Annotated in this window: 27 protein-coding genes and 1 pseudogene; 17 read left to right on the plus strand and 11 right to left on the minus strand. The window is 46.2% G+C overall.

All coding sequences use genetic code 11. From position 1 onward, the window contains the following. Nucleotides 1-444: 444 nt before the first annotated feature. Together QUB35_RS07290 and QUB35_RS07295 are read right to left on the minus strand one after the other, a co-directional pair. Nucleotides 445-1260 carry an FkbM family methyltransferase gene (locus QUB35_RS07290; RefSeq protein WP_333140732.1) on the minus strand — a complete coding sequence of 272 codons (816 nt, stop codon included), beginning with the start codon at nt 1258-1260 and terminating at the stop codon, nt 445-447. A gap of 287 nt (nt 1261-1547) precedes the next feature. Beyond that, the gene (locus QUB35_RS07295) at nt 1548-2054 is read right to left on the minus strand and encodes a hypothetical protein (RefSeq protein WP_333140734.1); all 507 of its coding nucleotides are present in this window, start codon (nt 2052-2054) and stop codon (nt 1548-1550) included. A gap of 137 nt (nt 2055-2191) precedes the next feature. Between QUB35_RS07295 and QUB35_RS07300 the strand changes: the two genes are divergently transcribed. The 7 genes from QUB35_RS07300 (at nt 2192) to QUB35_RS07330 (ending at nt 8699) form a co-directional block, all read left to right on the plus strand. Beyond that, nucleotides 2192-2434, plus strand: coding sequence for a hypothetical protein (locus QUB35_RS07300; RefSeq protein ID WP_333140736.1), 243 nt, complete (start codon nt 2192-2194; stop codon nt 2432-2434). 311 nt (nt 2435-2745) lie between these two features. Next, entirely contained in the window at nt 2746-3828 is a 1083-nt protein-coding gene (locus tag QUB35_RS07305; RefSeq protein ID WP_333140787.1) for an ATP-dependent 6-phosphofructokinase, read from the plus strand. A gap of 273 nt (nt 3829-4101) precedes the next feature. Then, nucleotides 4102-4524, plus strand: coding sequence for a thioesterase family protein (locus QUB35_RS07310; RefSeq protein WP_333140738.1), 423 nt, complete (start codon nt 4102-4104; stop codon nt 4522-4524). Between the two features lie 21 nt (nt 4525-4545). Continuing rightward, a complete protein-coding gene (locus tag QUB35_RS07315; RefSeq protein WP_333140740.1) occupies nt 4546-4743 on the plus strand; it encodes a hypothetical protein in 198 nt (65 codons plus the stop codon). 31 nt (nt 4744-4774) lie between these two features. Beyond that, nucleotides 4775-6223 carry a slr1306 family protein gene (locus tag QUB35_RS07320; RefSeq protein WP_333140742.1) on the plus strand — a complete coding sequence of 483 codons (1449 nt, stop codon included), beginning with the start codon at nt 4775-4777 and terminating at the stop codon, nt 6221-6223. A gap of 148 nt (nt 6224-6371) precedes the next feature. Next, nucleotides 6372-6980, plus strand: coding sequence for a Uma2 family endonuclease (locus QUB35_RS07325; RefSeq protein ID WP_333140744.1), 609 nt, complete (start codon nt 6372-6374; stop codon nt 6978-6980). Between the two features lie 198 nt (nt 6981-7178). Beyond that, nucleotides 7179-8699 carry a DUF697 domain-containing protein gene (locus QUB35_RS07330; protein ID WP_333140746.1) on the plus strand — a complete coding sequence of 507 codons (1521 nt, stop codon included), beginning with the start codon at nt 7179-7181 and terminating at the stop codon, nt 8697-8699. 206 nt (nt 8700-8905) lie between these two features. Here the strand turns inward: QUB35_RS07330 and QUB35_RS07335 are convergent, their stop codons facing one another. Beyond that, the gene (locus QUB35_RS07335; RefSeq protein ID WP_333140748.1) at nt 8906-9595 is read right to left on the minus strand and encodes a hypothetical protein; all 690 of its coding nucleotides are present in this window, start codon (nt 9593-9595) and stop codon (nt 8906-8908) included. A 135-nt stretch (nt 9596-9730) separates the two neighbouring features. Further along, on the minus strand, nt 9731-10648 hold the full coding sequence (locus tag QUB35_RS07340; RefSeq protein WP_333140750.1) for a TlyA family RNA methyltransferase: 918 nt from the start codon (nt 10646-10648) through the stop codon (nt 9731-9733). 471 nt (nt 10649-11119) lie between these two features. Between QUB35_RS07340 and QUB35_RS07345 the strand changes: the two genes are divergently transcribed. Further along, the gene (locus tag QUB35_RS07345) at nt 11120-11359 is read left to right on the plus strand and encodes a hypothetical protein (RefSeq protein WP_333140752.1); all 240 of its coding nucleotides are present in this window, start codon (nt 11120-11122) and stop codon (nt 11357-11359) included. A 537-nt stretch (nt 11360-11896) separates the two neighbouring features. Here QUB35_RS07345 and apcB read toward each other — a convergent pair. Beyond that, on the minus strand, nt 11897-12406 hold the full coding sequence (apcB, locus tag QUB35_RS07350; protein ID WP_333036060.1) for an allophycocyanin subunit beta: 510 nt from the start codon (nt 12404-12406) through the stop codon (nt 11897-11899). Between the two features lie 340 nt (nt 12407-12746). Here apcB and glnA point away from each other — a divergent pair, with 340 nt between their 5' ends. Next, complete coding sequence (gene glnA / locus QUB35_RS07355) at nt 12747-14168, plus strand: type I glutamate--ammonia ligase (RefSeq protein ID WP_333057654.1); 1422 nt, start codon at nt 12747-12749, stop codon at nt 14166-14168. 109 nt (nt 14169-14277) lie between these two features. Here glnA and QUB35_RS07360 read toward each other — a convergent pair whose 3' ends face one another. Continuing rightward, nucleotides 14278-14718: a hypothetical protein gene (locus tag QUB35_RS07360; RefSeq protein ID WP_333140754.1), complete on the minus strand. Its 441-nt coding sequence runs from the start codon at nt 14716-14718 to the stop codon at nt 14278-14280. Between the two features lie 73 nt (nt 14719-14791). Between QUB35_RS07360 and QUB35_RS07365 the strand changes: the two genes are divergently transcribed. The 6 genes and pseudogenes from QUB35_RS07365 (at nt 14792) to QUB35_RS07390 (ending at nt 19202) form a co-directional block, all read left to right on the plus strand. Beyond that, nucleotides 14792-15121: a hypothetical protein gene (locus tag QUB35_RS07365; protein WP_333140756.1), complete on the plus strand. Its 330-nt coding sequence runs from the start codon at nt 14792-14794 to the stop codon at nt 15119-15121. Then, a complete protein-coding gene (locus QUB35_RS07370; RefSeq protein ID WP_333140758.1) occupies nt 15118-15285 on the plus strand; it encodes a hypothetical protein in 168 nt (55 codons plus the stop codon). The genes QUB35_RS07365 and QUB35_RS07370 overlap by 4 nt, the downstream gene beginning before the upstream one ends. Before the next feature lie 99 nt (nt 15286-15384). After that, nucleotides 15385-16661: pseudogene (iscB, locus tag QUB35_RS07375) on the plus strand (RNA-guided endonuclease IscB). A 168-nt stretch (nt 16662-16829) separates the two neighbouring features. Then, nucleotides 16830-16961, plus strand: a complete 132-nt coding sequence (locus tag QUB35_RS07380) for a hypothetical protein (RefSeq protein ID WP_333140760.1) — start codon at nt 16830-16832, stop codon at nt 16959-16961. A 310-nt stretch (nt 16962-17271) separates the two neighbouring features. Continuing rightward, complete coding sequence (locus tag QUB35_RS07385; protein ID WP_333140762.1) at nt 17272-18177, plus strand: ferritin-like domain-containing protein; 906 nt, start codon at nt 17272-17274, stop codon at nt 18175-18177. A 521-nt stretch (nt 18178-18698) separates the two neighbouring features. Beyond that, on the plus strand, nt 18699-19202 hold the full coding sequence (locus QUB35_RS07390) for a YbjN domain-containing protein (protein WP_333140764.1): 504 nt from the start codon (nt 18699-18701) through the stop codon (nt 19200-19202). A 97-nt stretch (nt 19203-19299) separates the two neighbouring features. On the opposite strand, the gene QUB35_RS07395 is transcribed toward QUB35_RS07390, so the two are convergent. The 5 genes from QUB35_RS07395 to QUB35_RS07415 all read right to left on the minus strand — a co-directional run bounded on the left by QUB35_RS07395 (nt 19300) and on the right by QUB35_RS07415 (nt 23597). Next, on the minus strand, nt 19300-19782 hold the full coding sequence (locus QUB35_RS07395; RefSeq protein WP_333140766.1) for a hypothetical protein: 483 nt from the start codon (nt 19780-19782) through the stop codon (nt 19300-19302). After that, nucleotides 19779-20903, minus strand: coding sequence for an AAA family ATPase (locus QUB35_RS07400; protein ID WP_333140768.1), 1125 nt, complete (start codon nt 20901-20903; stop codon nt 19779-19781). Before QUB35_RS07400 ends, QUB35_RS07395 begins: the two co-directional genes overlap by 4 nt. Nucleotides 20904-21119: 216 nt before the next feature. Then, nucleotides 21120-21578 (minus strand): divergent PAP2 family protein, encoded by a 459-nt coding sequence (locus tag QUB35_RS07405; protein ID WP_333140770.1) that lies wholly within the window; start codon nt 21576-21578, stop codon nt 21120-21122. Nucleotides 21579-21592: 14 nt separating this feature from the next. Then, nucleotides 21593-22519 carry a geranylgeranyl diphosphate synthase CrtE gene (crtE, locus tag QUB35_RS07410; RefSeq protein ID WP_333140772.1) on the minus strand — a complete coding sequence of 309 codons (927 nt, stop codon included), beginning with the start codon at nt 22517-22519 and terminating at the stop codon, nt 21593-21595. A gap of 190 nt (nt 22520-22709) precedes the next feature. Continuing rightward, nucleotides 22710-23597: a LysR family transcriptional regulator gene (locus QUB35_RS07415; protein ID WP_333140774.1), complete on the minus strand. Its 888-nt coding sequence runs from the start codon at nt 23595-23597 to the stop codon at nt 22710-22712. A 110-nt stretch (nt 23598-23707) separates the two neighbouring features. On the opposite strand from QUB35_RS07415, the gene QUB35_RS07420 reads away from it, so the two are divergent. Both QUB35_RS07420 and QUB35_RS07425 read left to right on the plus strand, forming a co-directional pair. Beyond that, nucleotides 23708-24196: a GNAT family N-acetyltransferase gene (locus QUB35_RS07420; protein ID WP_333140776.1), complete on the plus strand. Its 489-nt coding sequence runs from the start codon at nt 23708-23710 to the stop codon at nt 24194-24196. Nucleotides 24197-24265: 69 nt separating this feature from the next. After that, entirely contained in the window at nt 24266-25030 is a 765-nt protein-coding gene (locus tag QUB35_RS07425; protein ID WP_333140778.1) for a methyltransferase domain-containing protein, read from the plus strand. Nucleotides 25031-25255: the final 225 nt, after the last annotated feature.

The following is a 25255-nucleotide window of genomic DNA, read 5'->3' on the forward strand; positions in this document are numbered from 1 at the left end:
TTTTGTAGTTTCGGGGCAACCACGGGGGGATTGCCCCTACGGAAAATCAGGCTTTTGTAGTTTCGGGGCAACCACGGGGGGATTGCCCCTACGGAAAACCAGGCTTTTGTAGTTTCGGGGCAACCACGGGAGGATTGCCCCTACGGAAAATCAGGCTTTTGTAGGGGCGGTGCCCCCGTGCCCGCCCTCACCCACAGATGATTTCATGGGTATTTCAGGCATCGGGGCAACCACGGGGGGTTTGCCCCTACAAGAGAATGAAACAACCCTGCCGGATTAGGGCATTCCCACTTTCTGATATCCCATGAAAGCCAATTTACAACAGATTGCAAGCTTATAGAGGACAATAGCAGCATTTAGAAAACCAGTTTTTTAGATGTTGAGGGTTAATTAAATAAGCGTGCGAAGTGCGACCCGGATTTGGTATCATGGAAGCAAGTTGAGTTAAATGATGACATAATCTTCGCCCAAAACAGGTTGAGTGACCTGTGGTTCCGGCTCTATTGGGTCGCTGTAATGAGTCTCAATGTGTTGGATGAAACTTTCCCGATAAGCTTTGAGATGCGAGTTAAGTGCTTCGATATCCTGCTCTCCTGTCGCGTAACCCCTCTCTCTTCGGAAGTGGCCGGATTCCTTAACAAAAGCCATGTCAACTTGCCACAAAGCTGAATCAATCGGGCGATATGCCAAATCAACAATATCGTAAGCTGCGAAGCCTTGGGACTTCATAAAACTCATTACATCATACATCTGACCGAATAAAGTAACTTCTACAATTACATATTCAGTCTGCTGCAAAATCTCAGTTGCTCCTGCTAAAACATCTAATTCCTGTCCGTCTACATCAACTTTAATTAAATACGGGCCTGGCAAGTTTCTTTCCCTGCATATTCCATCCAGGGTAATTGCTGGTATGTTCCTCAAATAAGGATTGCTGCTGTCAGTAACGCGATTTTCAGCAAGTGAAGAATGCACCATACCGGGACTGACGTTGAGGGTGAAAACTCCCGATTCTTTGGTCGCTGCAGCAATAATGTATTCTGCACTTTTGAGCTTGCGGCAAATTTTGGCGAGGTAAGGTTCATTTTCGGCGATGGGTTCAATTAGCAAATGTCGCGAATTGGGGAAAGTTTCGTAAAGGTTAAAAGTTCCCAAGGCGGCACCGACATCAATCACAGTTCTTGGTTGAAAACCTAACTGTTTAGCCAGCAACAAGCTGCCTGACATCGAGTTTCTAAGAGGTTCTGTTTGTTGGCTCACAATTTTTCCCAGATTTAAATGTGGATATAATTAATATTATGTCTGCCAGCAGAGTTATTATATGTCCGAATAAAAAAAACGAAGCAATCGCCGAGGTTTGCGATTGCTTCCCTTCGGATCGCAATGACAGAAATAGGTTTCAACTGAGATATTGCACCATTCTCAATCAGTTTTTTTAGGAACAGGCTTTCCGGCCTGTTCCACAAAGAGTGAATTTTCTGGTGAAACAGGGATCTTGCCTGTTAAGCGAGAATGGTGCAAGATGTGAGTGTCAATGCAACCTGCTACTATTTCGCGGATTTCTGCGCCTTGTTTTCCGGTTCGACAGATTGCAAAGCTTCGTCGAGAATTGCCCGCGCTTCTTCGGCTTTACTTCTAGCTTCTCGATAGCGGACGTTAGCTTGAGCAAAGTTTTTGAGAACCTTGAAACCATCTTTCAAACGACTAATTTCCTCGGCAGTCACAGCCTCATCTGTAAACAAAATGTCGATCGCCGCCCGGATTTTGAGTGCTTCTTCGCGGGATTCCATCACTTTCAATTTGAGACTTGCCAAATTGCTCAAAATCTGCACGGCTTCAGTAATCGCGTCCTCGCCTTCAGACGCAGCATCTTCGATATCCTTAACTTCAACAAACTGCTTGGGCCCAAATCCCTCCACGAGTTCCGTAGGCAGCTTGCCCTCATCCATGAGCTCCATCAGCCGATCCATCGCTTCTTCGCGGGCTTTGGCTGAATCTTTCCCTTTGACAGTTAAAATAATTTCGGGGCTTTGAGGAAGTGTATAGCGAACCATATTTTGACAGCCTGTGCGCGAAAACAATTGAATGATATTTTATCTTTATTCGATCGCCAGTTGCAGCTATCAATCCGCTCCATTACCAACCGCTTGCCAAAACTTGACACATATACACTCAAAAGGAACCCTCGACAATGAAAGATAAATTTCTTAACTTGCTCAACTTGTTTTTAGTAGCTGATGTGTTTTTCGTCTTTGCCATTTTTGGGTGGTTTGTGATCGCAGTAGCAGGTCGATCGACTGGCGTGAATCTCGGTTTTGATTTGTGGTACAGTCTCTGGCAGCCCGTATTTAATCCCGCCCTCGGAATTCTTATGGGCGGTGCTATTCTCAGCGGTATAATTAACCAAGTTTCTAAACGCCTCAATCCCAAGTAAAATTGATGTTTTGTTGGAGACGGTGATTGGCGATGCTACGCAAGTTGGCGATCGAACTTGTGGAATGCTTCAGAGATGAGGCACTCAATTAGGTCGATGAAGCTTGAAAATACATAAGTAGTCAAAAACGAGTGAAACGCTCCCCAAAGGAGCGATATCTTATGAAAGCAATCACAAAAGTTATGATAGCTTTACATTCTGTTACAGAGTAAAGTTTATTTTTGCCTACCTATTTACGTCTAAAATCAGGATTGGACGATCGGGATCTAAAAATATCAACTCATATTCAGAGTAACAAAAGTCGGGCAATTATGGGAGAACAAAAATGTATCGGTATCCTCACCAGCGGGGGTGACTGTGCAGGCTTAAACGCAGTTATTAGAGCCGTTGTCTACCGCGCAACGGGAACTTACAATTGGAAAGTGATGGGGATTCGTCAAGCCACCAACGGATTGATGAGTCGTCCCCCTGAAGCAATTCCATTGGATATTGAGAAAGTAGACTCGTGGCTCACCATTGGTGGTACGATGCTAGGCACGACAAATAAGGGCGACCCTTTTGCTTTCCCGATGCCGGATGGGACTCTACGCGATCGGGCTGAGGACATTATCGAAGGCTATCATCAACTAGGTCTGGATGCCTTAATTGGCATTGGTGGCGATGGCAGTCTCGCCATTCTCAGGAAGATTGCTCAACAAGGTAATTTGAATTTAGTTGCTATTCCTAAAACTATTGATAATGATGTCGGAATTACCGAGCGTTCCATCGGTTTTGATACTGCTGTCAATATTGCCACTGAAGCACTCGACCGCTTGCATTTTACTGCGGCCAGTCACAGCCGCGTTATGATTGTTGAAGTCATGGGACGCGACGCCGGACATATTGCAATTAGTGCCGGAATTTCAGGGGGAGCTGATATAATTCTGATTCCCGAAATCCCTTACACAATTTCCAAAATCTGTGCCCAAATCCAAGAACGCCAAGACCGGGGAAAAAACTACTGTTTAATTATAGTAGCGGAGGCAGTTCGCACTGAAGAAGGCGAATTAGTAATGCACACAAATCGTTTAGGTCAAAGTCGATTAGGCGGAATTGGTCAGTATTTAGCTGATACAATTTCTGACTGCAGCGGTGCAGAAACTCGCGTCACCGTTTTGGGACACATTCAACGCGGAGGAACTCCTTCATCGCTAGAAAGATTAATTGCTTCTGCTTTTGGCATCGCAGCAGTTGATTTAATTGCCGAAGAGAAATACGACTGCATGGTATCTTGGCAAAAGCGGGAAGTTGTGAGCGTTCCTCTGGAAGATGCGATCGCCAAATACAGACCTGTAGACTTCGATGGTACTCTGGTTAAAACTGCCCGCGGTTTAGGGATTTGTCTGGGAGACTAAACAATTACCCGTCCGATTTCTCAAAGGTTTAGTCGGGGACGCACTCAGAACCACGAAACTGGGTTAACCGAGACTGAGGGTTTTAAGCCAGTGTATTGTGGTTAAAAAACCAAGGTGCTCACCGATCGTGCTTCCACGACTAATATTAACCTGGAAGTAGTGGCGTTTCAACTATGATTAGTGTAACTTGCAATCAGTTCCGATCGAGTATCGACCCAGAGCGCGATCGCACTCGGAACTACAAAATACCGCAACAAGTGGAAAGGTGAGAAATTGGCACCATTTACTGCACAAATTAGAGTGCGCCATTACGAAATGGACGCCCTCGGTCACGTAAATAATGCTGTCTACCAGCATTATTTAGAACACGCTGCGATCGAACATTTAGAACACTTGGGATTTACACTCGATCGCTACCGGGAATTGGGCGGCGTCTTTGTCATGCGGCGGATAGAGATTGACTATTTGCGATCGGCAGCCTCGGGCGATCGATTGGAGATATCCACTTGGATCGAACAAATGCGCGGCCCGCGCGCTGTCCGCCGCTACGAAATTCGCTTGGCTGGAAGTGACGAAATATTGTTAAAAGCAGAGGCGCTTTGGGTTTGGGTTGAAGTGACCACCATGCGCCCGCGAGCAATTCCCAAACAAATAATTGATATTTTTGAATCACAATCTCAAGCATTACCAACATAAAGCCAAAATCAACTATTATATTTGCAAAATCCTGTAAAAATCTATTGGTTTGTAGTGACGGCTTCAGCCCTTCATTCCCCCTTTGTAGAAGTGCAAAAAGTTGATTGTCGCCGGGGCCGCAAATCCCGATCGCAAAAAGTCGGATCGCCCGCCTGCCAGTTTGGATGCCGCAGAGGTACGATGGAATATAGGGAGGGAGGCCAAGCCGGCGAAGGTTAAGCTTGGTGACAATACCCACAGGAAGGAAAAAATGACACTTAACTTGCGGCGACCGATTTTGATAGGCGGAATAGGACTTTCAGCAGCGCTGTGGCTGCTGGAAACTCTACAGCATTCGGGTTCAGAAATGGGCGAAACGGCACTCATCGGCTTGGCGGCTGCCGGTGCGGGGTATTGGTGGTGGAAGCAACAATCCCCCAAACTCGAACTCGCACTCCCGCAACCCCTGGCCAACCGGGAAGCAGCCGAAAAAGCGATCGCGACTTCAGAAACAGCAATTAAATTGCTCGCTTCAGAAGCTCCAAACTCTGCTGATCCTGCTAATCTAACAGCACAGCTCGATCGGCTCAGAAGCGAATTAGATAGACAAGATTTACGGATTACCGTAACTGGCGGCAAAGCTGTCGGCAAAACTGCCTTAATTCAAGTTTTAAATTCTAATTGGGTCTCTCAACACTCGCAAAAGCTTAGTTTACAAGAAACAGCAGCGCTGTTTGCTAATACAAATGCCGATGCCAAAATCAACGGTGATTTAGTGCTGTTTGTGACAGCGGGCGACATCACAGATTCGGAATTTCAAACATTATCTCAGCTAGCGTCTGCAGGTCAGCGCGTGCTGCTAGTCTGGAACAAACAAGACCAATATTTGCCAGAACAGCAGTCGCAGGTTTTGCACTCTTTGCAGCAGAAAATGCAAGGAATATTGGGGACAGAAGAGATAATTGCGATCGCAGCTTCTCCCAATTCTATTAAAGTGCGGCAGCACCAAGCGGACGGCACAGTTCAAGAACGCATCGAAAATCAAGTCTCTCAACTCGACGGGCTGACGGAAAGATTGACTAAAATCTTAACTGAAGAACGGCAACAGTTGGTCTGGGCGAGTGCAGTGCGCGAGGCTGCAAGTATCAAGTTAGAGGCGAAAACCTTATTAAATGCAGTCAGGCGCGATCGGGCACTTCCCATTATCGAACAATATCAGTACATCGCCGCCGCCGCCGTCTTTACTAACCCGGTTCCAGCTTTAGACTTGCTAGCAACAACCGCCATCAGTACCCAACTTGTAATCGACCTCGGCGCTATCTACCAGCAAAAGTTTTCCTTAGACCAAGCTAAGACAGTAGCGGCAACTTTGGCAAGTCAAATGTTTAAATTAGGGTTGGTAGAAATGTCTACCCAAACTATTACTGGACTGCTGAAAAGCAATGCCGTCACCTACGTAGCAGGAGGCGCGGTGCAGGGAATTAGTGCAGCATATTTTACCAGAATAGCTGGACTGAGTTTAATTGAATATTTCCAAAGTCGAGAAGGGGAAAATGCTGGAATAGGCATTTTAAATATCGACCATTTGACTAAAACTTTGCAAGCCGTATTTACGCAAAATCAGCAAGTTTCTTTCTTGCAATCTTTCGTCAACCAAGTGGCGAGTCGCCTTTCCTCTCAGGTATCTGGACCCGAAACCCTTAAGTCGGCGGTCAATTAAGTAAAATAAAGGAACAGGCTTTCCGGCCTGTTCCACAAGACAGTTTTTTGTTGTGGAACGGGCATCTTGCCCGTTCCCCGGCAGAGCAGGGGAACCAGTTAATATTTTCCTTCTTCCTTCTATTATACAATCAAAGACAGTTTGCACGATGATACAAACTCAACCAAAAATACTAACCTTTGAAGAATTTATAGAATCCAAAGCTGAGAACAGATGCTACGAACTTCACGATGGGGTAATGGTTGAAATGCAGCCAACAGGAGAACACGAAGATATCACAGCATACCTTGTTCAAGAATTTACGCTGCTCTACACCGAACTGCAACTTCCATACCGCATTCCCTCGAAAGCGCTAGTTAAGCCACCAGCTAAAGATACAGGATATATCCCTGATGTTTTGTTATTAAACCGTCAGGCTTTAGCATCTGAACCCTTATGGTTGAAGTCAGCAACAATCACCCAAGGAACATCTATCCCGCTACTTGTTGAAGTTGTCAGTACCAACTGGCGCGACGATTATCTAAAAAAGTTGGCAGATTACGAAATGATGGGAATTCTCGAATATTGGATTGCGGATTATGCTGGATTCGGCGGTATACGTCATATTGGCGACCCCAAACAACCCACGCTTTCGGTTTGTCAGCTTGTGGACGGAGAGTATAGGATTACACAGTTCAGAGGGAGCGATCGCATTATTTCGTCTACATTTCCTAACATGGAGTTGAACGTCGATCAAATTTTCCGAGGCGGAGCCTAGTGTTAGGGAAAAGAACAGGCTTTCCGGCCTGTTCCACAAAAATTTTTTGTGATTGTGGAATGGGCAAGATGCCCGTTCAATATTTTTTGGAAAATTAGTAACTAAAAAGCTAGATTTTTTTTTTAAATTGTATTAAAATAAGAAATAGGATTTATAATTCGACGATCAATTATACCTGCTTAAACAAGCCGATCGCCAATGGCTGACAATTCCCTTCAAGAAAATCGCTTATCTCTTGCCCGTGCCAGTTTGCGCGAATCCCTGGCGCGCTACTCTCACCTGCGCCAAGGCAAAAAAAACTCGAATAATACAGAATTAGAAGCGGCGCTGCAATATCAGTTAGATATTTTAACTTCCACCTCAGAAAAACTAGACCACAACATAATCCGCATTGCTACTTTCGGCTTAGTCAGCCGTGGCAAGTCAGCCGTATTAAACGCGCTTTTAGGTCATAAAATTCTGCAAACAGGCCCTCTCAACGGCGTGACTCAGTGGCCGCGTTCCGTGCGCTGGAGTGTGCCTTTATCCTTCCTTGACAGCGAGGAACCCCCCCAACCCCCCCTTGCCAAGGGGGGGCTTATGGAACCCCCCCTTGCCAAGGGGGGGAAAGGAGGGGTGCAAGTAGAATTAATCGATACTCCCGGACTTGATGAAGTTGGCGGCGAAGTGCGCGGCGAAATGGCGAAACAAGTAACTCGCCAAGCTGACTTAATTCTGTTTGTCGTTGCAGGCGATATTACCCGAACTGAATATCAAGCACTGTGCGAATTGCAAACAGCTCAAAAACCGGTGATTTTAGTTTTTAATAAAATTGACCTGTATCCAGAATTAGACAGAAAAGCTATTTACCAAAGTTTGCAAGCGCTGGGAAATTCTGAAGAGTTAGCAGCCGCTGCGGTAATAGAGGAAACAGATAGCGAAAATTTGTCCGATCGCCCAAACAACTCCTCCGATAAATCTACTGTAAAATCACCGCCTAAAACTTCCAAATCTTTAGAAATAGTCATGGTAGCCGCCGAACCAGCGCCGGTGCAAGTGCGGGTGGAATGGTCCGACGGAAGAGTCACTTACGAATGGGAGTCGCCGCCCGCGCAGATAGACGAACTCAAACATAAAATTTTGACAATTCTTAACAGAGAAGGTCGATCGCTCCTCGCTCTAAATGCTTTAGTTGAAGCTAGAGATGCCGAAGCAAACATTGCCCGTCACGTTCTCAAATTGCGGCAAACAGAAGCCGAAGATTTAATCTGGCAATTTGCAAAATATAAAGCTTTGGCTGTCGGTTTAAATCCCGTGGCTTTCTTGGATGTAATGGGAGCAAGTGTCGCAGATTTAGCGTTAATTCGCTCTTTATCGAGACTTTACGGCTTACCTATGACTGGTTACGAAGCCGGGAAACTTTGGCAGACTATTTTCTCCAGCGCTGGCGGCGTACTTTTGGGAGAATTGGGTAGCAGTTTCCTCTTGGGATTTGGCAAAACTGCGGCCGCTGCGGCCCCGCACATCGGCTTTTCTACTTTTGCCGGAGTTGCTGTCACTCAAGCTAGTTTAGCAGCTTACGGAACCTACGCTGTCGGTCGCGCCGCCCAAGTTTATTTAGAAAAAGGCTGCACCTGGGGCCCCCTTGGACAAGATACGGTAATTCAAGACATTCTCGCCACCATCGAGCGTAATACAATTATCGATCGCCTGCAGCAAGAGTTTAAAATTGGCAATTAAAAATTGCCCTAGTAGTTGAGTAGGGTGCGTCACCAGATGGTTATTTGTGAATAATCGAAGAGCTAGCATCTGACTCACCCTAATGCTTTTCTTCTTACACAATGGTCAAAAAAGTATGCAACTGTAGGTAAACTCCCAACCACCATACTCATCAGTAATTCCCAATTCTCTAATCGAAAATCGAAAATCCAAAATCGAAAATCGTATTACCGTCTGGCAATTCTAACACCTTCCCTAAAATGCGCGATCGTCGCAATTACCGCTATAGAAAAGTAAAATATTCTAATCAGCCAAAAACAAACCCGCATTGACCAAGAAACAATAGTCGGAGCAATACCTGTGAACTGTACAAATCTGGAATTAACTTTTTTTTCAAAGCTGTCAAGGTCTTTCATCTCTGATTGTTTCGTCGGAATAACCGGAAACTGACCACTATATACGTAATAACCGATAAAACCAGGCAGTCCTACCTTTCTGTTCAAAAATGAGTTAGTTAATGTGGCAGTTTCCGGAGGCGATAATTTATCGGATTCTCCTACTTTTTCCAGCCAAGAATTATATCTGATGGCTGGCGTAATCATGAAAACTAAGGGAACTATAACTATCAACAAAGCCGCACTAATTTTGCGACCGTATTGAGGGTGTAGAAGCCTTGTCGCCACACCCACTCCCATACCGATAAATGCAAATACCAATATATTTAACAGTTCAATAATTTCGATACCCCTCAACAAATCCCCGATAATCAGAATTGTATATAATAATTTGTCTGCCAGTAGCAGAGCTGCCCACTTGATGAGCATTGAAACGCCTACAATACTAGCTACAATTGCTACATATCCGATGGCACCTAGAACGTAGAGTAAAATCGAGCCGGCTTGTTTGAATGATTGCATGGAATTATTCACTCTTGTGAAAGTTTAGGAGTCTGATTGACAAAAAAATTGAAATTTTAGATCAATCTGGAGTTCCTAATTTGACTTTTAAAATAGATTAGCTTGACATCTTGAAATCAATCTACAATCTACAATCTACAATCGATCGACAAGTTCCCGCGCCGCCGCTTTGGTAACTTGTGCGATCCGTTCCTTCACAACATCCTCTTCGTTAGCGCAGCCCTCGAAGAGGATCGCCCTCGGCTCTGGCTCCTGTTCGCGATCGATCCCCAACCATAAAAGATACTCGATATTACCGGCCGGGCCAAGTAAAGGCGACCACGTTAAGCCGCGTTGCTGCCATCCTAAAGCTGTGGCTGCCTTCCACACTTGAAAAATCGCATCAGCTTGAGTTGCTGAGTCTCGCACTACGCCTTTTTTCCCGACTCTCTCCCGCCCTACCTCAAACTGCGGTTTTACCAGCAACACTGCTTCTCGCGGTGGTACCAACAATTCCCACAGCGCGGGTAAAATCTTATCCAGGGAAATAAACGACACATCTACTACCGCCAAATCTGCATAAACCCCTATTGGCAAAGAATCTTGCTCCCCCCCTTGACAAGGGGGGGCTGGGGGGGGTGAATTGCCGTAAAGCTCAGTAGCAGTCATGTACCGCAAATTGGTGCGTTCTTTCAAAATTACTCTCGGATCGTTCCTCAAGCCCCAATCTGCTTGACCGTAGCCAACATCTACGCCGTACACTAGGGCAGCGCCGGCTTGCAGGAGACAGTCGGTAAAACCGCCTGTGGAAATGCCACCGTCGAGACAAATTCTGCCTGCAACGGGAATCGCAAAAACTTCTAAAGCTTTGGCTAATTTGTCGCCGCCTCTGGAAACATAGCGCGATCGCTCTTTGATCTGAATTTTTGCTGCAATGTCAACCTCAGTGCCCGGTTTGTCAACTACCTGTTGGTTGATGGAGACTTTCCCAGTCCGAATCAAGGCCTGAGCTTGCTGTCTGGAACTGCACAAATCTAGGCTGACCAATAAAGTGTCTAGTCGCTGTTTAGCCAAGGTTTTTAATCTGTACGGATAGGGTTAAGAACCATTAATGTCAACAATCGCCTGAAACCCTTGGGAAATCTCGTTTTTACGCTAAGTCTAGATCCCCCTAAATCCCCCTAAAGAAGGGGAGTAGGGGTTGACTTTGAAAAGACTCTTGTCCCCCCCTTCGTAGGGGCGGTGCGACCCCTACTCCCCGTGCCCGCCCGCTCGCTAGGGGGGATCTAGATTTAATAGCCACACAGCAGTCTGTGATGGGGTTTGACGTTAAGTTGACACCAATGGGTTAAGAACAGTACCAGATTAGCACTTACGCACAAGCCCCACTGCTAATTTTTGGCGATTATTTTGGTTTTTCCATTGTCGCGGGGCGATCGCCCCACCTCACATGATGTGACTGAGATCGCTCTGAGTGTGTAGTTTTATCACAGATAAACATCCGTAGAATCACACAATAATTTTTGCGACTAGCGGATGATTTATATGCAGCTAAAAGCGCTACAAATACCATCAGGGCGATCGACCATGAAAACAATTAACTTTCCTATCAGAAATCCGGGCAATTGTCAAGAAAATCCCCTCGCCTTCGTCAGCGGTGACATCATCCACATTCTTTACCCCAACGGCGAAGTAGAAGCAACAACCGTCGCACAAGTCGCTCTGCGCCAAAGCAAAAATCCCCTGGACAAATGCCTCGTCTGGGGGTGTGTTGGCGATTTTTAGCACCAGTTTCAAGAAAGAATGCAATTATAGGGAAGATCCAAACCCTTAATTCATCAGTCATTCCCAATTATTCAAATCTTTAATCTAAAATTTTTAATCTAAAATTTTTAATCTAAAATCTTTAATCTAAAATTGTCTAACCCATAAAAAAAGATCGCTTGGAGGCTGTGAGGTCAAAAAAAGCGATCGATCCAACTGCTGCTAACTGCAAGCAACAAGCGGAATTTGCTGCTAAAAGAACTAGCAAATTGACGTGAACAAACCTGACGGTCAACTGAGTACAGACTGAGTACAGTTAGACCGCAGGCTTCTTTTTCCTTTTTTTCAAAGGCTTTTTATAGTGAGGTAGTTCCACCCCCACTTGCCAATAGAGTATCAGAGTATTTCCAGATTATCAAGGGATATACAGAAATAATTGTCGGTTTGGGTACCTACACCCGACGAGCCTTTCATCCCTGCGGTAATTTATTCGGGGTACTTCGCGCAGCGCTCAGATTAATCCCCTTTAAATATACCGAGGGACTTCCCGGCTGGTAGTTAAATATCTTGTTCGCTCAATTCGCGAATCATGTAATCAAAAGGCTGATCCAAAAAAGGCCCCACAGACAAGCCAGCAGCTTGCACTTGAGCCTTAACCATCTCCTTCATAATGCTAATCCCCATCACCGTCGGGCCAATGGGAACGCTTAGAGAATTGTAAGTTTCTCGCAAACCTTGCAGCACGCGCTCGTCGAGCACGTCGGTACTTCCAGCCACCAGGGCGTAAGTAGCATAGCGCAAGTAGTAGTCCATATCCCGCAGACAAGCCGCGTAGCGACGAGTCGTGTAGGCATTTCCCCCGGGACGGATCAGTTCCGGCTGTTCAGCAAATAGCTGAATACCAGCTTGCTTGACAATTGCCGCAGCATTGCTGTTAATCGCCGCCGCCGCCTGTACCCGTGCCGTGCCCGTTGCAAAATAAGATTTCAACCGATCGATACCATCTCGGTCTAAATACCTACCAGCAACATCATAATTTTCAATCAGGCTCGTCACTGCATCGCGCATAAGTTTCTCTCCCAAAAATCTTTATCAATACTTTGCTATCTGAGACAGACCGCCTATTGTAGACTACTACAAATCGGCGTTTGATTAAGATTTGAGATAGGATTTTCACGAAGGGTAGTCTATCCGCGGCAAACTGTCGTAAAATTCAGCCGTTTGCCTTGTATGTTCAGCCGAAAAATAATCCACAGGGCAAGAATCTCAAACTGCCCGGCCACACTGGGCCACTATTTCAAAATTTTGTAGCCATAGATACAAAATAGTGGATACTGAAGGCCTACGATCGCCCAAACAGTCTGAAATCGGCAGATCGCCAAGACACAACCAATATCAGGAGTAAGTCATGTTCCAGACACCCCAAGAAGCCTTAAACTACATACAAGAAAATAAGATCCAGATAGTTGACCTAAAATTCATCGATATGCCGGGGATCTGGCAGCACCTTTCCCTGTACCACGACCAAATCGACGAAACCGCATTCACAGACGGCGTACCCTTCGACGGTTCCAGCATTAGGGGCTGGAAAGCCATCAACGAATCAGACATGACGATGGTAATCGATCCGACCACCGCTTGGATGGACCCGTTCATGGCAGAACCGACCATCAGCTTCATTTGCAGCATCAAAGAACCTCGCACCGGCGAACCATACAGTCGCTGTCCCCGCACCATTGCCCAAAAAGCCATAGACTACTTGCTTTCCACCGGTCTCGGCGATACAGCATTCTTTGGCCCGGAAGCAGAATTCTTTATTTTTGACGACGTTCGCTTCGACCAAACCCAAAATTCCGGCTACTATTACGTAGATTCGATCGAAGGTCGTTGGAATTCCGGTAAAGAAGAAGCAGGCGGCAACCTCGGCTATAAACCGCGTTACAAAGAAGGTTATTTCCCAGTAGCACCAACCGACACCTCACAAGACATGAGAACGGAAATGCTGCTGACAATGGCAAAATGCGGCGTACCCATCGAAAAGCACCACCACGAAGTCGCCACCGGCGGTCAATGCGAACTCGGTTTCCGCTTTGCAACTTTAGTACAAGCTGCCGACTACTTGCTGACTTACAAATACGTCATCAAAAACGTCGGCAAAAAATACGGCAAAACCATCACCTTCATGCCCAAACCGCTGTTTAACGACAACGGTTCCGGGATGCACGTTCACCAGTCGATTTGGAAAGATGGCCAGCCTCTATTTGCAGGCGATCAATATGCTGGTTTCAGTCAAATGGGACTGCATTACATCGGCGGCATTCTCAAGCACGCACCGGCACTTTTGGCAATCACCAACCCCACGACCAATTCCTACAAGCGTTTAGTTCCGGGCTTTGAAGCCCCTGTAAACTTAGCTTACTCTCAAGGGAATCGATCGGCATCAGTGCGGATTCCGTTGTCGGGAACCAACCCCAAAGCCAAGCGGTTAGAATTCCGCTGTCCCGATGCCACATCCAACCCCTATTTAGCATTTGCAGCCATGCTGTGCGCCGGCATAGACGGCATCAAGAATCAAATCGATCCGGGCGAACCTTTGGACGTGGACATCTACGACCTTTCCCCTGAAGAATTGAGCAAAATTCCTTCAACTCCCGGTTCCTTGGAAGGCGCTTTAGAAGCTTTAGAAAAAGACCACAGTTTCTTAACTGAAACCGGCGTATTTACTGAAGACTTCATCCAAACCTGGATTTCCTACAAACTCGACAATGAAGTCAACCCGATGCGGCTGCGTCCTCACCCCTACGAGTTTGCTCTCTACTACGACTGTTAGAAAATTAATAATTGAAAATTAAAAGTTAAAAATGGTAATTATACCATTTTTAACCTGTGATTTTTAATTAAAAAGAACGCCGCCCTTAAAAGCGGCGTTCTTTTTGAGTTTAGAACTTCTGGATCAACGCCCAGACTCTCCCGTCACCCGACACTATCTGGGCAACGCTGTGAGTAGTAGCGCCCTCTGTAGCTTCTGAGACATCCTCTACAGCCCATTTATTTGCTTTCTCATCAACAATAAACAAATCCTCAGCGGTAGTGCCTTCCTGAACCCGATATATCTTATTCAGAATGAAACGCTGCCGCGCCTCAGCTTTTGGTATGCCAACCACATCATCTGGATCGACAGAGATGGCACTGCCTTCTTTTAATGTACCTTTCGAGTTGCTTAAATTGCGATCGTCCCTTTGAGCAACCCGCACGCCGTGAATCTGCAAACCAGGCTCATTCTCAGAGATATTCCAGACAGCAGCTAGGGCCCCACTTCTTCCCAAACCGAGAACCGCTGCACTAATAGTCAAAATTAGCAAAAACTTGAAATAATTCACTGTATTTATGCTCCTTTGTTTGTGAGATTATGCACTCATTCTAAATTAGCAATTAGCAATTACCAATGACCCAATGATGTCCGATATTTTTGTGATGATCCGCAATCAGAGTAACGTCGCCATGACTTCAGTTGACGGCATTGCGTTTGTCACTTTACTGACTCAAGAAGGACGAGTGGTGGCCGAGGAGACAGTTGATCTGTTTGAGGCCGATGTGAATTTTGATAACCTGAAGCAGGGAAAATATACTGTAGTTGTAAGGCACGAAGGCGTTGAACCTCGATCGGCAACCTGTAGTGTTACAATCACCGATGAAGATAAAGTAATCATGCTGACATTTGTTTACTTGGAGCTAGAACGGGTGCTGCTGGGCATTCAGACTTCAACCGAAGAAAGACTATGACCGTAAGGAACCCCACGCTTAAAAGCGGGGGCTTTTGGGAAGTCCGGCTCGATCGCCAGCGGTGCAAGAAGAAAGCCCGAACCTTACCAGAGACAGGATTAGACCTACGTTTTTTGAGTCATGATACCGGAGAATGCGACGCTAGTTTTCCGCTCTATCGCTAAAAGTTAAACAGGCTCGGGCGGGGTTAAACCAGTGCTTTTGGCATAACAAGCTCATAAAACATTCAAGGGAGCGAACATTACCCAGGAATGGAGGACTTTATGTCTAATTTCGTTTTTGTACTTGATAGTCACAAACGACCGCTCAATCCAATCCGCCCAGGATTGGCTCGCAAATTGCTAACCACTGGCAAAGCTGCTGTTTTTAAAAGGTATCCATTCACACTCATTCTCAAAGTAGAGGTAACAGCACCCCAAAAACCAATCACTCTTAAATTAGACCCTGGCTCCAAAACTACTGGAATCGCATTAGTGCAAGGAGAGGACGTAATCTTTGGTGCAGAACTAGCTCACGCCCGGTCAATCAATTAAAGCTAGCTTGGAATCTCGCCGTTCACTGCGTAGGAGCAGAAGAAATCGCCATACTCGCTATCGAAAAGCGAAATTTTTAAATAGAACTCGCCCGAAAGGGTGGCTGGCTCCAAGCCTACAACATCGTGTCGAAACAACCCTAACCTGGGCAACTAGATTGATGAAAGTCGCTCCCATTGGTTCTATTGCTCAAGAACTTGTGCGATTTGACTTACAACAACTAGAAAATCCAGAGATTAGTGGACTGGAGTATCAGCAAGGCGTTTTATGTGGTTACGAGATCCGCGAATATTTGTTGAATAAGTGGGATAGAAAGTGCGCGTACTGTGGAGCTACAGATACACCACTACAAGTCGAACATATTCATCCCAAAGCCCAAGGCGGATCTAATCGCATTTCTAATCTTTGTCTTGCCTGTGAAAAATGCAATGTCAAGAAAGGAACTCAAGGCATTGAGCAATTCCTCTCTAAGAAGCCAGATGTCTTGAAAAAGATCCTGTCTCAAGCAAAACGTCCATTAAAAGACGCAGCAGCCGTTAATTCGACTCGCTGGGCGTTATTTAATCAACTCCGTATGACTGGTTTACCAGTTTCTACTGGTAGTGGCGGCTTGACAAAATTCAATCGCACTCGTTTGCAGCTACCTAAATCTCACTGGTTAGATGCTGCTTGCGTAGGTAAAGTCGAAGAATTAAAGGTGCTGACTTCTCAACCGCTGCTAATAAAAGCAGCAGGACACGGTACTCGACAAATGTGTGGCACGGATCGGTTTGGCTTCCCAATTCGACATAGATCAAAAAAGCAGATCCATGTGGGTTTTCTCTCCTGGCGATATTGTTGGCGCGACAGTCACCGCAGGCAAGAAAGTCGGTTCCTACGTGGGACGAGTTCTTTGCCGTGCATCCGGTTCGTTCGACATCGCTACAATGAAGGGAAGAGTAGCAGGAATTAGTCATAAATATTGCCAACCTATTCACAAAAAAGATGGCTATTCCTATGGATTTTGATTCAAGGCGACTGAAGTCGCAGCCGCTTTCCTCCCCATGTCTAAAGCCAGGGGCTTCTCGCTCGTTTTCTGGTGAAAGTTACTCCGCCAAATTCAATTAAAATGTTTCGCCCCGCGAGTGCATTTCTTGGCAAAAGACCTCTGGAGGGAAAAAAACCCGATTTGTCGGATGAATCTGGCTTTACAGTTAGCTGATGTGGCGACTACTCTGGCTAGATTAGAAGTAGAAGAGGCGCGAAAATTTCAACAAGAGTCTGCTAGTGTTGAGGCTTCAGACTCGACGGAACCTGACAAGTTTTGAGTGTATGAGGTTGCTTTGTGTGCTCCGCGCAACCCTTGCGTGATAGGAGCTTAAAAAAATAACGTAACTGTAGAAAAGCTCCAAACCCTGATAGTCATCAGTCATTTTTAATCTAAAATCTACAATCTAAAATCTCAAATGGTATGACTCGCAACTCAAAACTATTGTCATTGGTTGAGCTAGTAAAAAAATTGTCTGTATAAAATTCAATCTCCGTGCTAAACAATAACTTTCTGCCTTGCGAGTGAATTAGGAAGCCGAAAAACTGCGTTACACTTATATAGGTATCTTTACAAAACAACATAAAAGCATGACTGTTGCCTATCCCCGCAAGCTGCGGAACGCTATGGGAGCGCGCGAAATTTTAGCTCAAGTGGTGCGCGATCGCGAAATTCACCTGATCACCCTCAACCGCTACCGGTTTAGCGAACAGCGCAGTTGCAAAGACCTCACCGAGGTGATCGAACAGCTAAACGGGGAACCAGCCGAACTCGTGCGCGACCTGTCTCGGCACATTTCCGACGAAGCGCGGCACGCCATGTGGCTCACCGACTTGCTGGTAGACCTCGGCCAAAATGTGGGAACGCCGCCAGGAGTCTCCTACATTGACGAATTTGAAAGGTTGTATGACAGCGAAAAACAAGACCCCACCACAAACCGCGAAGACTTCGTAATTTCTTCCCTCGCCGCGATTAACGTCACCGAGAAGCGGGGCTGCGAATACTTCTCAGCGCACATCCACGCCCTCAAACAGGCTCCCCAAACCGCAGAAAACATCAAAATCCGCGAAACAATCGAAAAGATTTTTCCCGAAGAAGCTGGTCACGTCCGCTGGGGCAACCGCTGGCTGGGTTCCATAGCTGCCAAAAGCCCGGAACACCGCCAAAAGGTGGAACAGGCAAAGCGCAAGTATGTGGCGATCGAACAAGCAGCTTTTGAATCGGGAATGGATATCATGTTGGGGGCAGAACTCCGCCGCGTCACCCGCCTAGTGGATATTGCCAACACCATGCCGATGTGGGAACGCCCGCAATACCTGATGGAACGCTTACCCAGAACCCTGCTCGCCCCGGATCTGCAAATGACTAGAGTCGATGTAGCTCAGCGCGCCTGGAACCGCGACCCGCAGGCATTTATGGAGAAATTGGTGCCCATGTTCCTCAACGGCTTGAATACCATTGAGAAGAAGCCGACGGCGACTAAGCCCAAGCCTTAAATACGATCGGGAACCTGGTTGAAACCGCTCTGCAAGTCAAACTTGCGTCTGCCTCCGCAAACAAGCGAGATTAACTGGTTCCCAGGCCTAGCCTCGGAACCAGTTATTTAAAGTCATAATTTTAAGCTTTAGCAAGTAAACTGATTATTGGAATAGTTTTCCATCTAAATATAATCGTCAGGAACCTCAGCCTAAAGGCATGAGGCTTGAAGGAGAAATCTAACAAGCCGTTCTGACGGGCCTAAGTCTTAACTGACTACGTTTTTTGAGTCACGACACCGGGAGAATGCGTAGCTAGTTCCTTGCTCTGTCGCTGAAGGTTAAACAGTTCTAAGGTAACAGGGACAGTGCTTTGGGCCTAACAAGCTCTCAAAACAAAGGCGCGTGCTAACTTTACTCCTTCATGAGATTGAGGCAACCATACCTCATCGGAGGGGCAACCATACCCCTCCACCCCGCTGCATGTTTTAACTCAATGTAAAGCCGTCCTAAAAGGACGGGGTTTCAAACCCATATTTCTGATGACTACCAGCGAGCCGAACATACAAACAGCTTCCGCAGAAAGCCAATCGAGTGAAAGCGCGATCGCCTCCGAGCAGGTCGAAAAAGCCACAGCCGTCACCTATGCAGAAGAAATTGAAACTGTCATCGCCAGCATGGCTGTAGACCAAAAAGTGATGGTCGGTCAAAGTGAAGCTGGCGGACATCTTTGGAAGTTTAAGTACGGCAGTGTTGAAGTGTTCGTGCAACTCACGGGCGAAACCGAAGATGATACTTTGACTGTTTGGGCTTTTGTACTGCAGTTGCCAGCTAAGAATGAAGCTCAATTAATGCGGAAACTTCTAGAAATGAATTGGCTGTCTACTTTGGAATCTCATTTTGCGATTGTTGACAATCAAGTTGCCGTAGTATCGACTCGGACAATGGCGGAAATCTCGACCGGGGAAATTTCCCGGGTTATTACTATTGTCGCCACGATCGCCGATGACAACGATGACCTGCTGCAAGCAGAATTCGGTCAGTAGTCATTAGGCTGCGCGACTTTTGATCGAGCCACACTCCGCTAAATTATTGGCAATCGCGCACCTGACATTTAAGTAGCGTGCGCGACTTTTGGTCTATTTATTTAAAGAGAAATGGTTTTACAGATAAAGCCATACGATCTAATTCTGCTTTGTTGTGTTTGAGAAGATTATGTCCCCATAACTCATTTGTGTTGTCAGAACAATCTTTTGCAAGACCTTCTCCAATTTCCTCAAAAGTCTTTTTGATGTCTGTCCTTAGATTCTCTGGTTCAGATAGCACTCCCAGCACGAATACTCTTGCTTTTAGATCATCTGGAATATGACTTTCTACATAACTCAACCGATTTTCATCATCATCGAAATCAATGAGCAAAACCATCATTCTTTGTGGTAATTGTCGCATTTCAGACGCATACTTCTTCGTGAATTCCTCCACAGTTTTTTTCCAACCACCAGGAAGTGGCAGGACTTTAACAGCACGGTTATTAAGGTTTGGCGCAAGAAGAAATCCGTTGGCAATCTGGCGATTAGCATCATCTTCCGCCAACACATGAATGTGCGGTTGATACTTATTACTCATAGCTCTATGTCGCCACCAATCAAGGCATTTATCAGGTCGCCTTTAACAGACATCTCACTCAGCGGTCTGACTAAAGTTGGCTCTAAGTGGCTTTTGCGATCTAATACAAAGGTATTTTCATTTGAAAACTTGCGGATTGCTTCAGGATTATGCGATGTCACTAAGATTTGACCGCTATTTTTAAATGAGCGTCGCAGAGACATTACAAAATGTCCAACCTCCGATAAGGATAGATAGTTATCTGGCTCGTCCCAGAAGCAAAAAAGGGGGCCATAAAATTTGTTGGCAGCCAAGACAACAGCGCAAAGAAAAAAGCATTTCTCCCCGTCAGATAAGTCATTAAATTCAATACTTAGATTCGCATTATTTGCTTCAAACCGAACAATCATGCTTTTCGAGTCTTTGCCGATTAGTTCATTCAGAAAATCCTGAATGTCAGGCATGACTTCTCGGAGATATTTATCAACCTGTGTGTAGGCCGCAGGATAGCGACTCAGTAAGCCCGAAACCCACTCCCCAAAGTTTGAACCATCTCGCTTTGGTTCCAAAGTTTCACCGTTTGAGTCTCCAGTCATCAAGCTGGGAATCGGGGCTAAAATGATCGTGCGAGCCAGCCAAGTCTTGAAAATATGAAGCGGATCAGTCTCAGATTGCTCCTGAATTACTGGCAGGGCAACAAGATGCCAATCTACCCGAAACTGAGCTTCACGATTTTGGGAGCTGGTGTGAAGAGTGACTTGGGCTTCTTTTCGAGAATAAATTGGCTCTCCTGCAACTAGCAGTTGCTCTTCAAAAACTCGAAGCTCTCTAAATTTTTCTGGTAAATCTAAGGCAAGGACATATTTGTATAATTTTTCTTCGAGTAATACTTCTATTTCAAACCGGATGGGAACATCCGACCTTCCACGAGCGAAATCTTTCGAGCTAATAAGGTTAAGTTTTTCCAGGTCGCGCATTCTATTGATGCCTCGACAAATCTTCTGAAGGACTTCTAATGCAGAGGCAGTAGTTGATTTACCTGCACCATTTTTTCCAATCAAGAGAGCAGATGGCATCCCCTTTATCGGCAGTTCAAAGTTTTCTAGGCATCTGAAGTTGTGTACATATAGTCTTTGGAGCATAGCAAAACAATTCCAAGGAGTGGGAAGTGAAAAAACTTTTTGAACTTTTTGAAGTGCTTAATTAGGGAATAGGCATTGCCATAAACTTCCAAAAAGTTCGGGTGCTTTTCTGAGCTAGAGACGGATGAGTTGCCGAACTATTAATCCCCGCCACCAACTTTTACCTCCAACTCGTCAAAAAACACCACTGCCCCAAATTTACTCCGTACTTAAAACTTAATATGCAGGCCCTGCGATCCAAGCAATAGTGATTCCCAGCCCCAAACCTACAAGCACTTGAAAAGGAGTGTGTCCCAGCAACTCTTTCAGGCGAGCTTCATTAAGGTTGTGATCTTCCTCAAAAAACTCGTCAATAATTTGGTTGAGGATGCGAGCTTGCTTGCCTGCAGCTTGGCGGACGCCTGCTGCGTCATACATCACAATAATTGCAAAGATCGCAGCGATCGCAAACTCTGGACTTTCCCATCCCATCGTTTGTCCCACTCCAGCAGCCAAAGCGCCCACAAAAGACGAGTGAGCGCTGGGCATTCCCCCCGTTGTTACCAAATACCGAAGATTAAACTTGCGGTTTTTGACCAACTCGATCGGCAACTTCATGATCTGAGCCGCCAGACAAGCGATCAAAGCAACCACGAGTACATGATTGTTTAAAATGCCGCTGCAAATTTCCTGCATAGTGTTTAGTATTTCTAGTTACTGCGGCTGGTAATATAATCGGCGATCGCCAGCAGCGGTAGAGCTTTACTCCCAAACACTGCCAATTGAGCCTTAGCATCAGCAACAAGCTGCGAAGCTTGGCGCCGAGACTCCTCAATTCCCCACAAACTCGGATAAGTGACTTTTCCTGCTTGAACATCTTTGCCAGCAGTTTTGCCCAGTTCTTCTTGGGTAGCAGTAATATCCAAAATGTCGTCAACGATCTGGAAAGCCAACCCAATATTTTGAGCGAAACGAGACAGCCGCTGCAAATCCGCAGCCGAAGCCCCAGCCAGAATTGCCCCACAAACTACGCAAGCCTCTAACAGCGCGCCTGTTTTGTGAGCGTGAATGTAATTCAAAGTTTCCAGAGAAACATCTGTCTTTCCTTCCGATTCCAAATCAACCACTTGACCGCCTACGAGTCCAGCAGCACCCGATGCCCGCGCCAAATGGGCGATCGTCTGCAACACCTGTTGGGGGGGTACGTTCTCAGTTTTAGTGGCGATAAATTCAAAAGCATAGGTCAGCAAACCATCGCCAGCCAAAATGGCGATATCCTCGCCGTAGACTTTGTGGTTCGTTAGTTTGCCGCGCCGGTAGTCGTCATTGTCCATTGCCGGCAAATCGTCGTGGATCAGCGACATCGTGTGGATCATTTCCAAAGCGCAAGCTGTCGGAATTGCCATAGATGTAGTGCCGCCGGCCAGTTCGCAGCTAGCCAGACACAGGATCGGACGCAGGCGCTTGCCCCCCGCTAGCAGCGAGTAGCGCATTGCTTCGTAGATTTTCTCTGGGTAGATGACCGGCAGTGCACTGTCGAGAGCTACCTCGATCGCCTCTTTTCGCTTGACTAGATAAGTAGATAAATCGAAAGAGGATTCCGGTTGGGACGAACCCATTTCTGTTGCCAATACCATCCCTTGCTCTCTTGTACTTAATATTTATATGGGATATTGTGAGCCGTTGGGGTCGCATCGTACCGACTTTTACGGCAGTAGTTGCTCGAACTCCGAGCATCAATTAATCATTCTACGGGTGTTGTTGCACAGAAAATCTTTGAGTTTTGATAAGTTTGTCAAATTGCCAGTCAATCTAAAATTTACAATCTCAAATCTCAAATCCGCTGATTTGTCTGGCGACTTCCAAAAACCGCTGCACCGCCGCCGTTGGATCGCTGCGCCAAATTAGAGCGATCGCCACAATGCAGGTTGATTCTGGTAACGCTTTGTAAACAACCCCGCTGCGCTGGAAATTTTGCATTGACGCCGGGACGATCGCCACGCCCATTTCGGCGGCTACCAAGCTGACAATGGTTTGCATTTGAATTGCTTCTTGAGCCGCGCGAGGGCTAAAACCTGCTTGCTGACAAAGACTGACGATCGCATCGTAGAGTCCCGGAGCCTGGGAACGCGGAAACAAAATGAACGGTTCGGTGGAAAGTTCGCGTAATTCAAGATGCGTGCGATCGGCCGCCGGATGCGTTTCTGGCAGTGCCACGATCAGCGGTTCTCGAAAAACGATTTCAGAATTTATCCCGTCTTCCTCAACCGGAGGGCGCACGAAGCCGATATCAATTTGCCCGAACCGCAACCGCTGCAACTGTTCGTTTGTTGTCAGCTCGTGCAGCTCGAGCTTGACGGCGGGACACCGAGTGCGAAAGGCCTGCAAAATGGCTGGAACCACGTTGTGTGCTGCAGAACTCACAAAGCCGATCGTCAGTTGGCCGAGTTCGCCCCGACTGGTTTGTCTGCCGAGTTGAATTGCTCGATCGACTTGCTGCAGAATTTTCCCGGCTTCCTCGAAAAAAACCTGTCCCGCTGCCGTTAACTGCACCGTCCGCTTGGTGCGGCGAAACAGTTGAAATCCCAACTCTGCCTCTAAATGCTGGATTTGTTGGCTCAGCGGAGGTTGGGCAATATGCAGTTTTTCGGCTGCACGAGTAAAATTCAGTTCCTCTGCAACTGCAATGAAATAACGCAAATGCCGAAGCTCCATAAGTCCCCATGATTGATATTTTAAAAGTATAAATTGTTAGTTAAACATATATTGGACATTGATGCTGATATTTCATACAGTGATTAATAGGCGAAGTTGAGAATTAAACAATGGCTAATTTGGATATCAGAATTAGAGAAGCAGATGTGGCAGATTTGGAATTAATCGTGGATTTTATTTCTCAAAAAAGCGAGTTTGATGGCTCTAAAAATTTGTTGGCAGCAACAGCAGATAAATTGCAGCAAACGTTGTTTTGCCAGCCTCCGCTAGTGCGGCTTTTGTTGGCGGAAGTTGCGGGAAAAGCGGTAGGATTTGCTCTTTTTTATTCGTCCTATTCAAGTTTATTGACGCAGCCGTGCCTTTGGCTTGATGATTTATTTGTGCAAGCTCCTATGCGCGGTATGGGAGTCGGGACAGCGCTGTTAAAGTATTTGGCACAAATTGCTGAGTCAACAAATTGCGGCCGTATGGAATGGACTGTTAATACTGCAAATGCGCCCGGAATTGCTTTTTATGAAAAGCAGGGAGCCCGGATTTTGGAAAATATTAGAGTTTGCCGTATTGATGGGAATGCAATTAATCTGCTTGCTGGCAAATAATTTAATAACGAACCGCGAAGGCGCTAAGAACGCGAAGAGAAGAGAAAAAAAGAGGAAAGAAGAGAAGAGATGTCAGAAAATTATTGGAATTCAGCTCTTTATGAGCAAAATCATGCTTTTGTTTGGCAGTACGGCGAATCACTTTTGGAGTTACTCGCTCCGAAGGCTGGTGAACAAATTCTGGATTTGGGCTGCGGTACGGGACAGTTAACTGAAAAGATTGCTCAAAGTGGTGCTTGTGTGCAAGGTATTGATTCCTCTTTGTCGATGATTTCCACGGCAAAAGTTAACTATCCTCACATTAAATTCGCTGCCGCAGATGCGAGGAGTTTTAAAGTAGGAGAGCCGTTAGATGCTGTGTTTTCTAATGCGGTTTTGCACTGGATTAAACAGCCGGATGCTGTGATTAATTGTGTGGAAAAAGCGCTGAAGCCGGGAGGGCGTTTTGTGGCTGAGTTTGGCGGTAAGGGGAACGTGGGGGCGATCGTCCGCGCACTTTTGAGTGTTTTGTCAGAAATTGGCTGCGAGGAGCCTGAAGCGCTTAATCCTTGGTATTTTCCGAGTATTGGCGAGTATGCTGGGCTTTTGGAAAAGCAGGGTTTTGATGTGGGTTATGCGGTTTTGTTCGATCGACCGACTCCTCTAGAAGGTGGCAGCGCGGGTATGGTAAATTGGATTGAGATGTTTGCTGGTGGGTTTTTATCGGGGTTGTCTAATAATGTGCGATCGCAGGTAATTAACTCCGTTGCAGAGCGTTTGCGATCGACGCTGTACCGCGATGGTAATTGGATTGCAGATTATCGCCGAATTCGCGTTGTTGCTATCAAGCCGTAGGGTGCGTCGCGATCGCAAATATTCAAATACGATATAAAATCTCATAGCGACGCACCATACTTCCGGTTGCTATCAAGCCGTAGGGTGCGTCGCGATCGCAAATATTCAAATACGATATAAAATCTCATAGCGACGCACCATACTTCCGGTTGCTATCAAGCCGTAGGGTGCGTCGCGATCGCAAATATTCAAATACGATATAAAATCTCATAGCGACGCACCATA

The organism is Microcoleus sp. B13-B6 (assembly GCF_036705405.1).
Lineage (GTDB): Bacteria > Cyanobacteriota > Cyanobacteriia > Cyanobacteriales > Microcoleaceae > Microcoleus.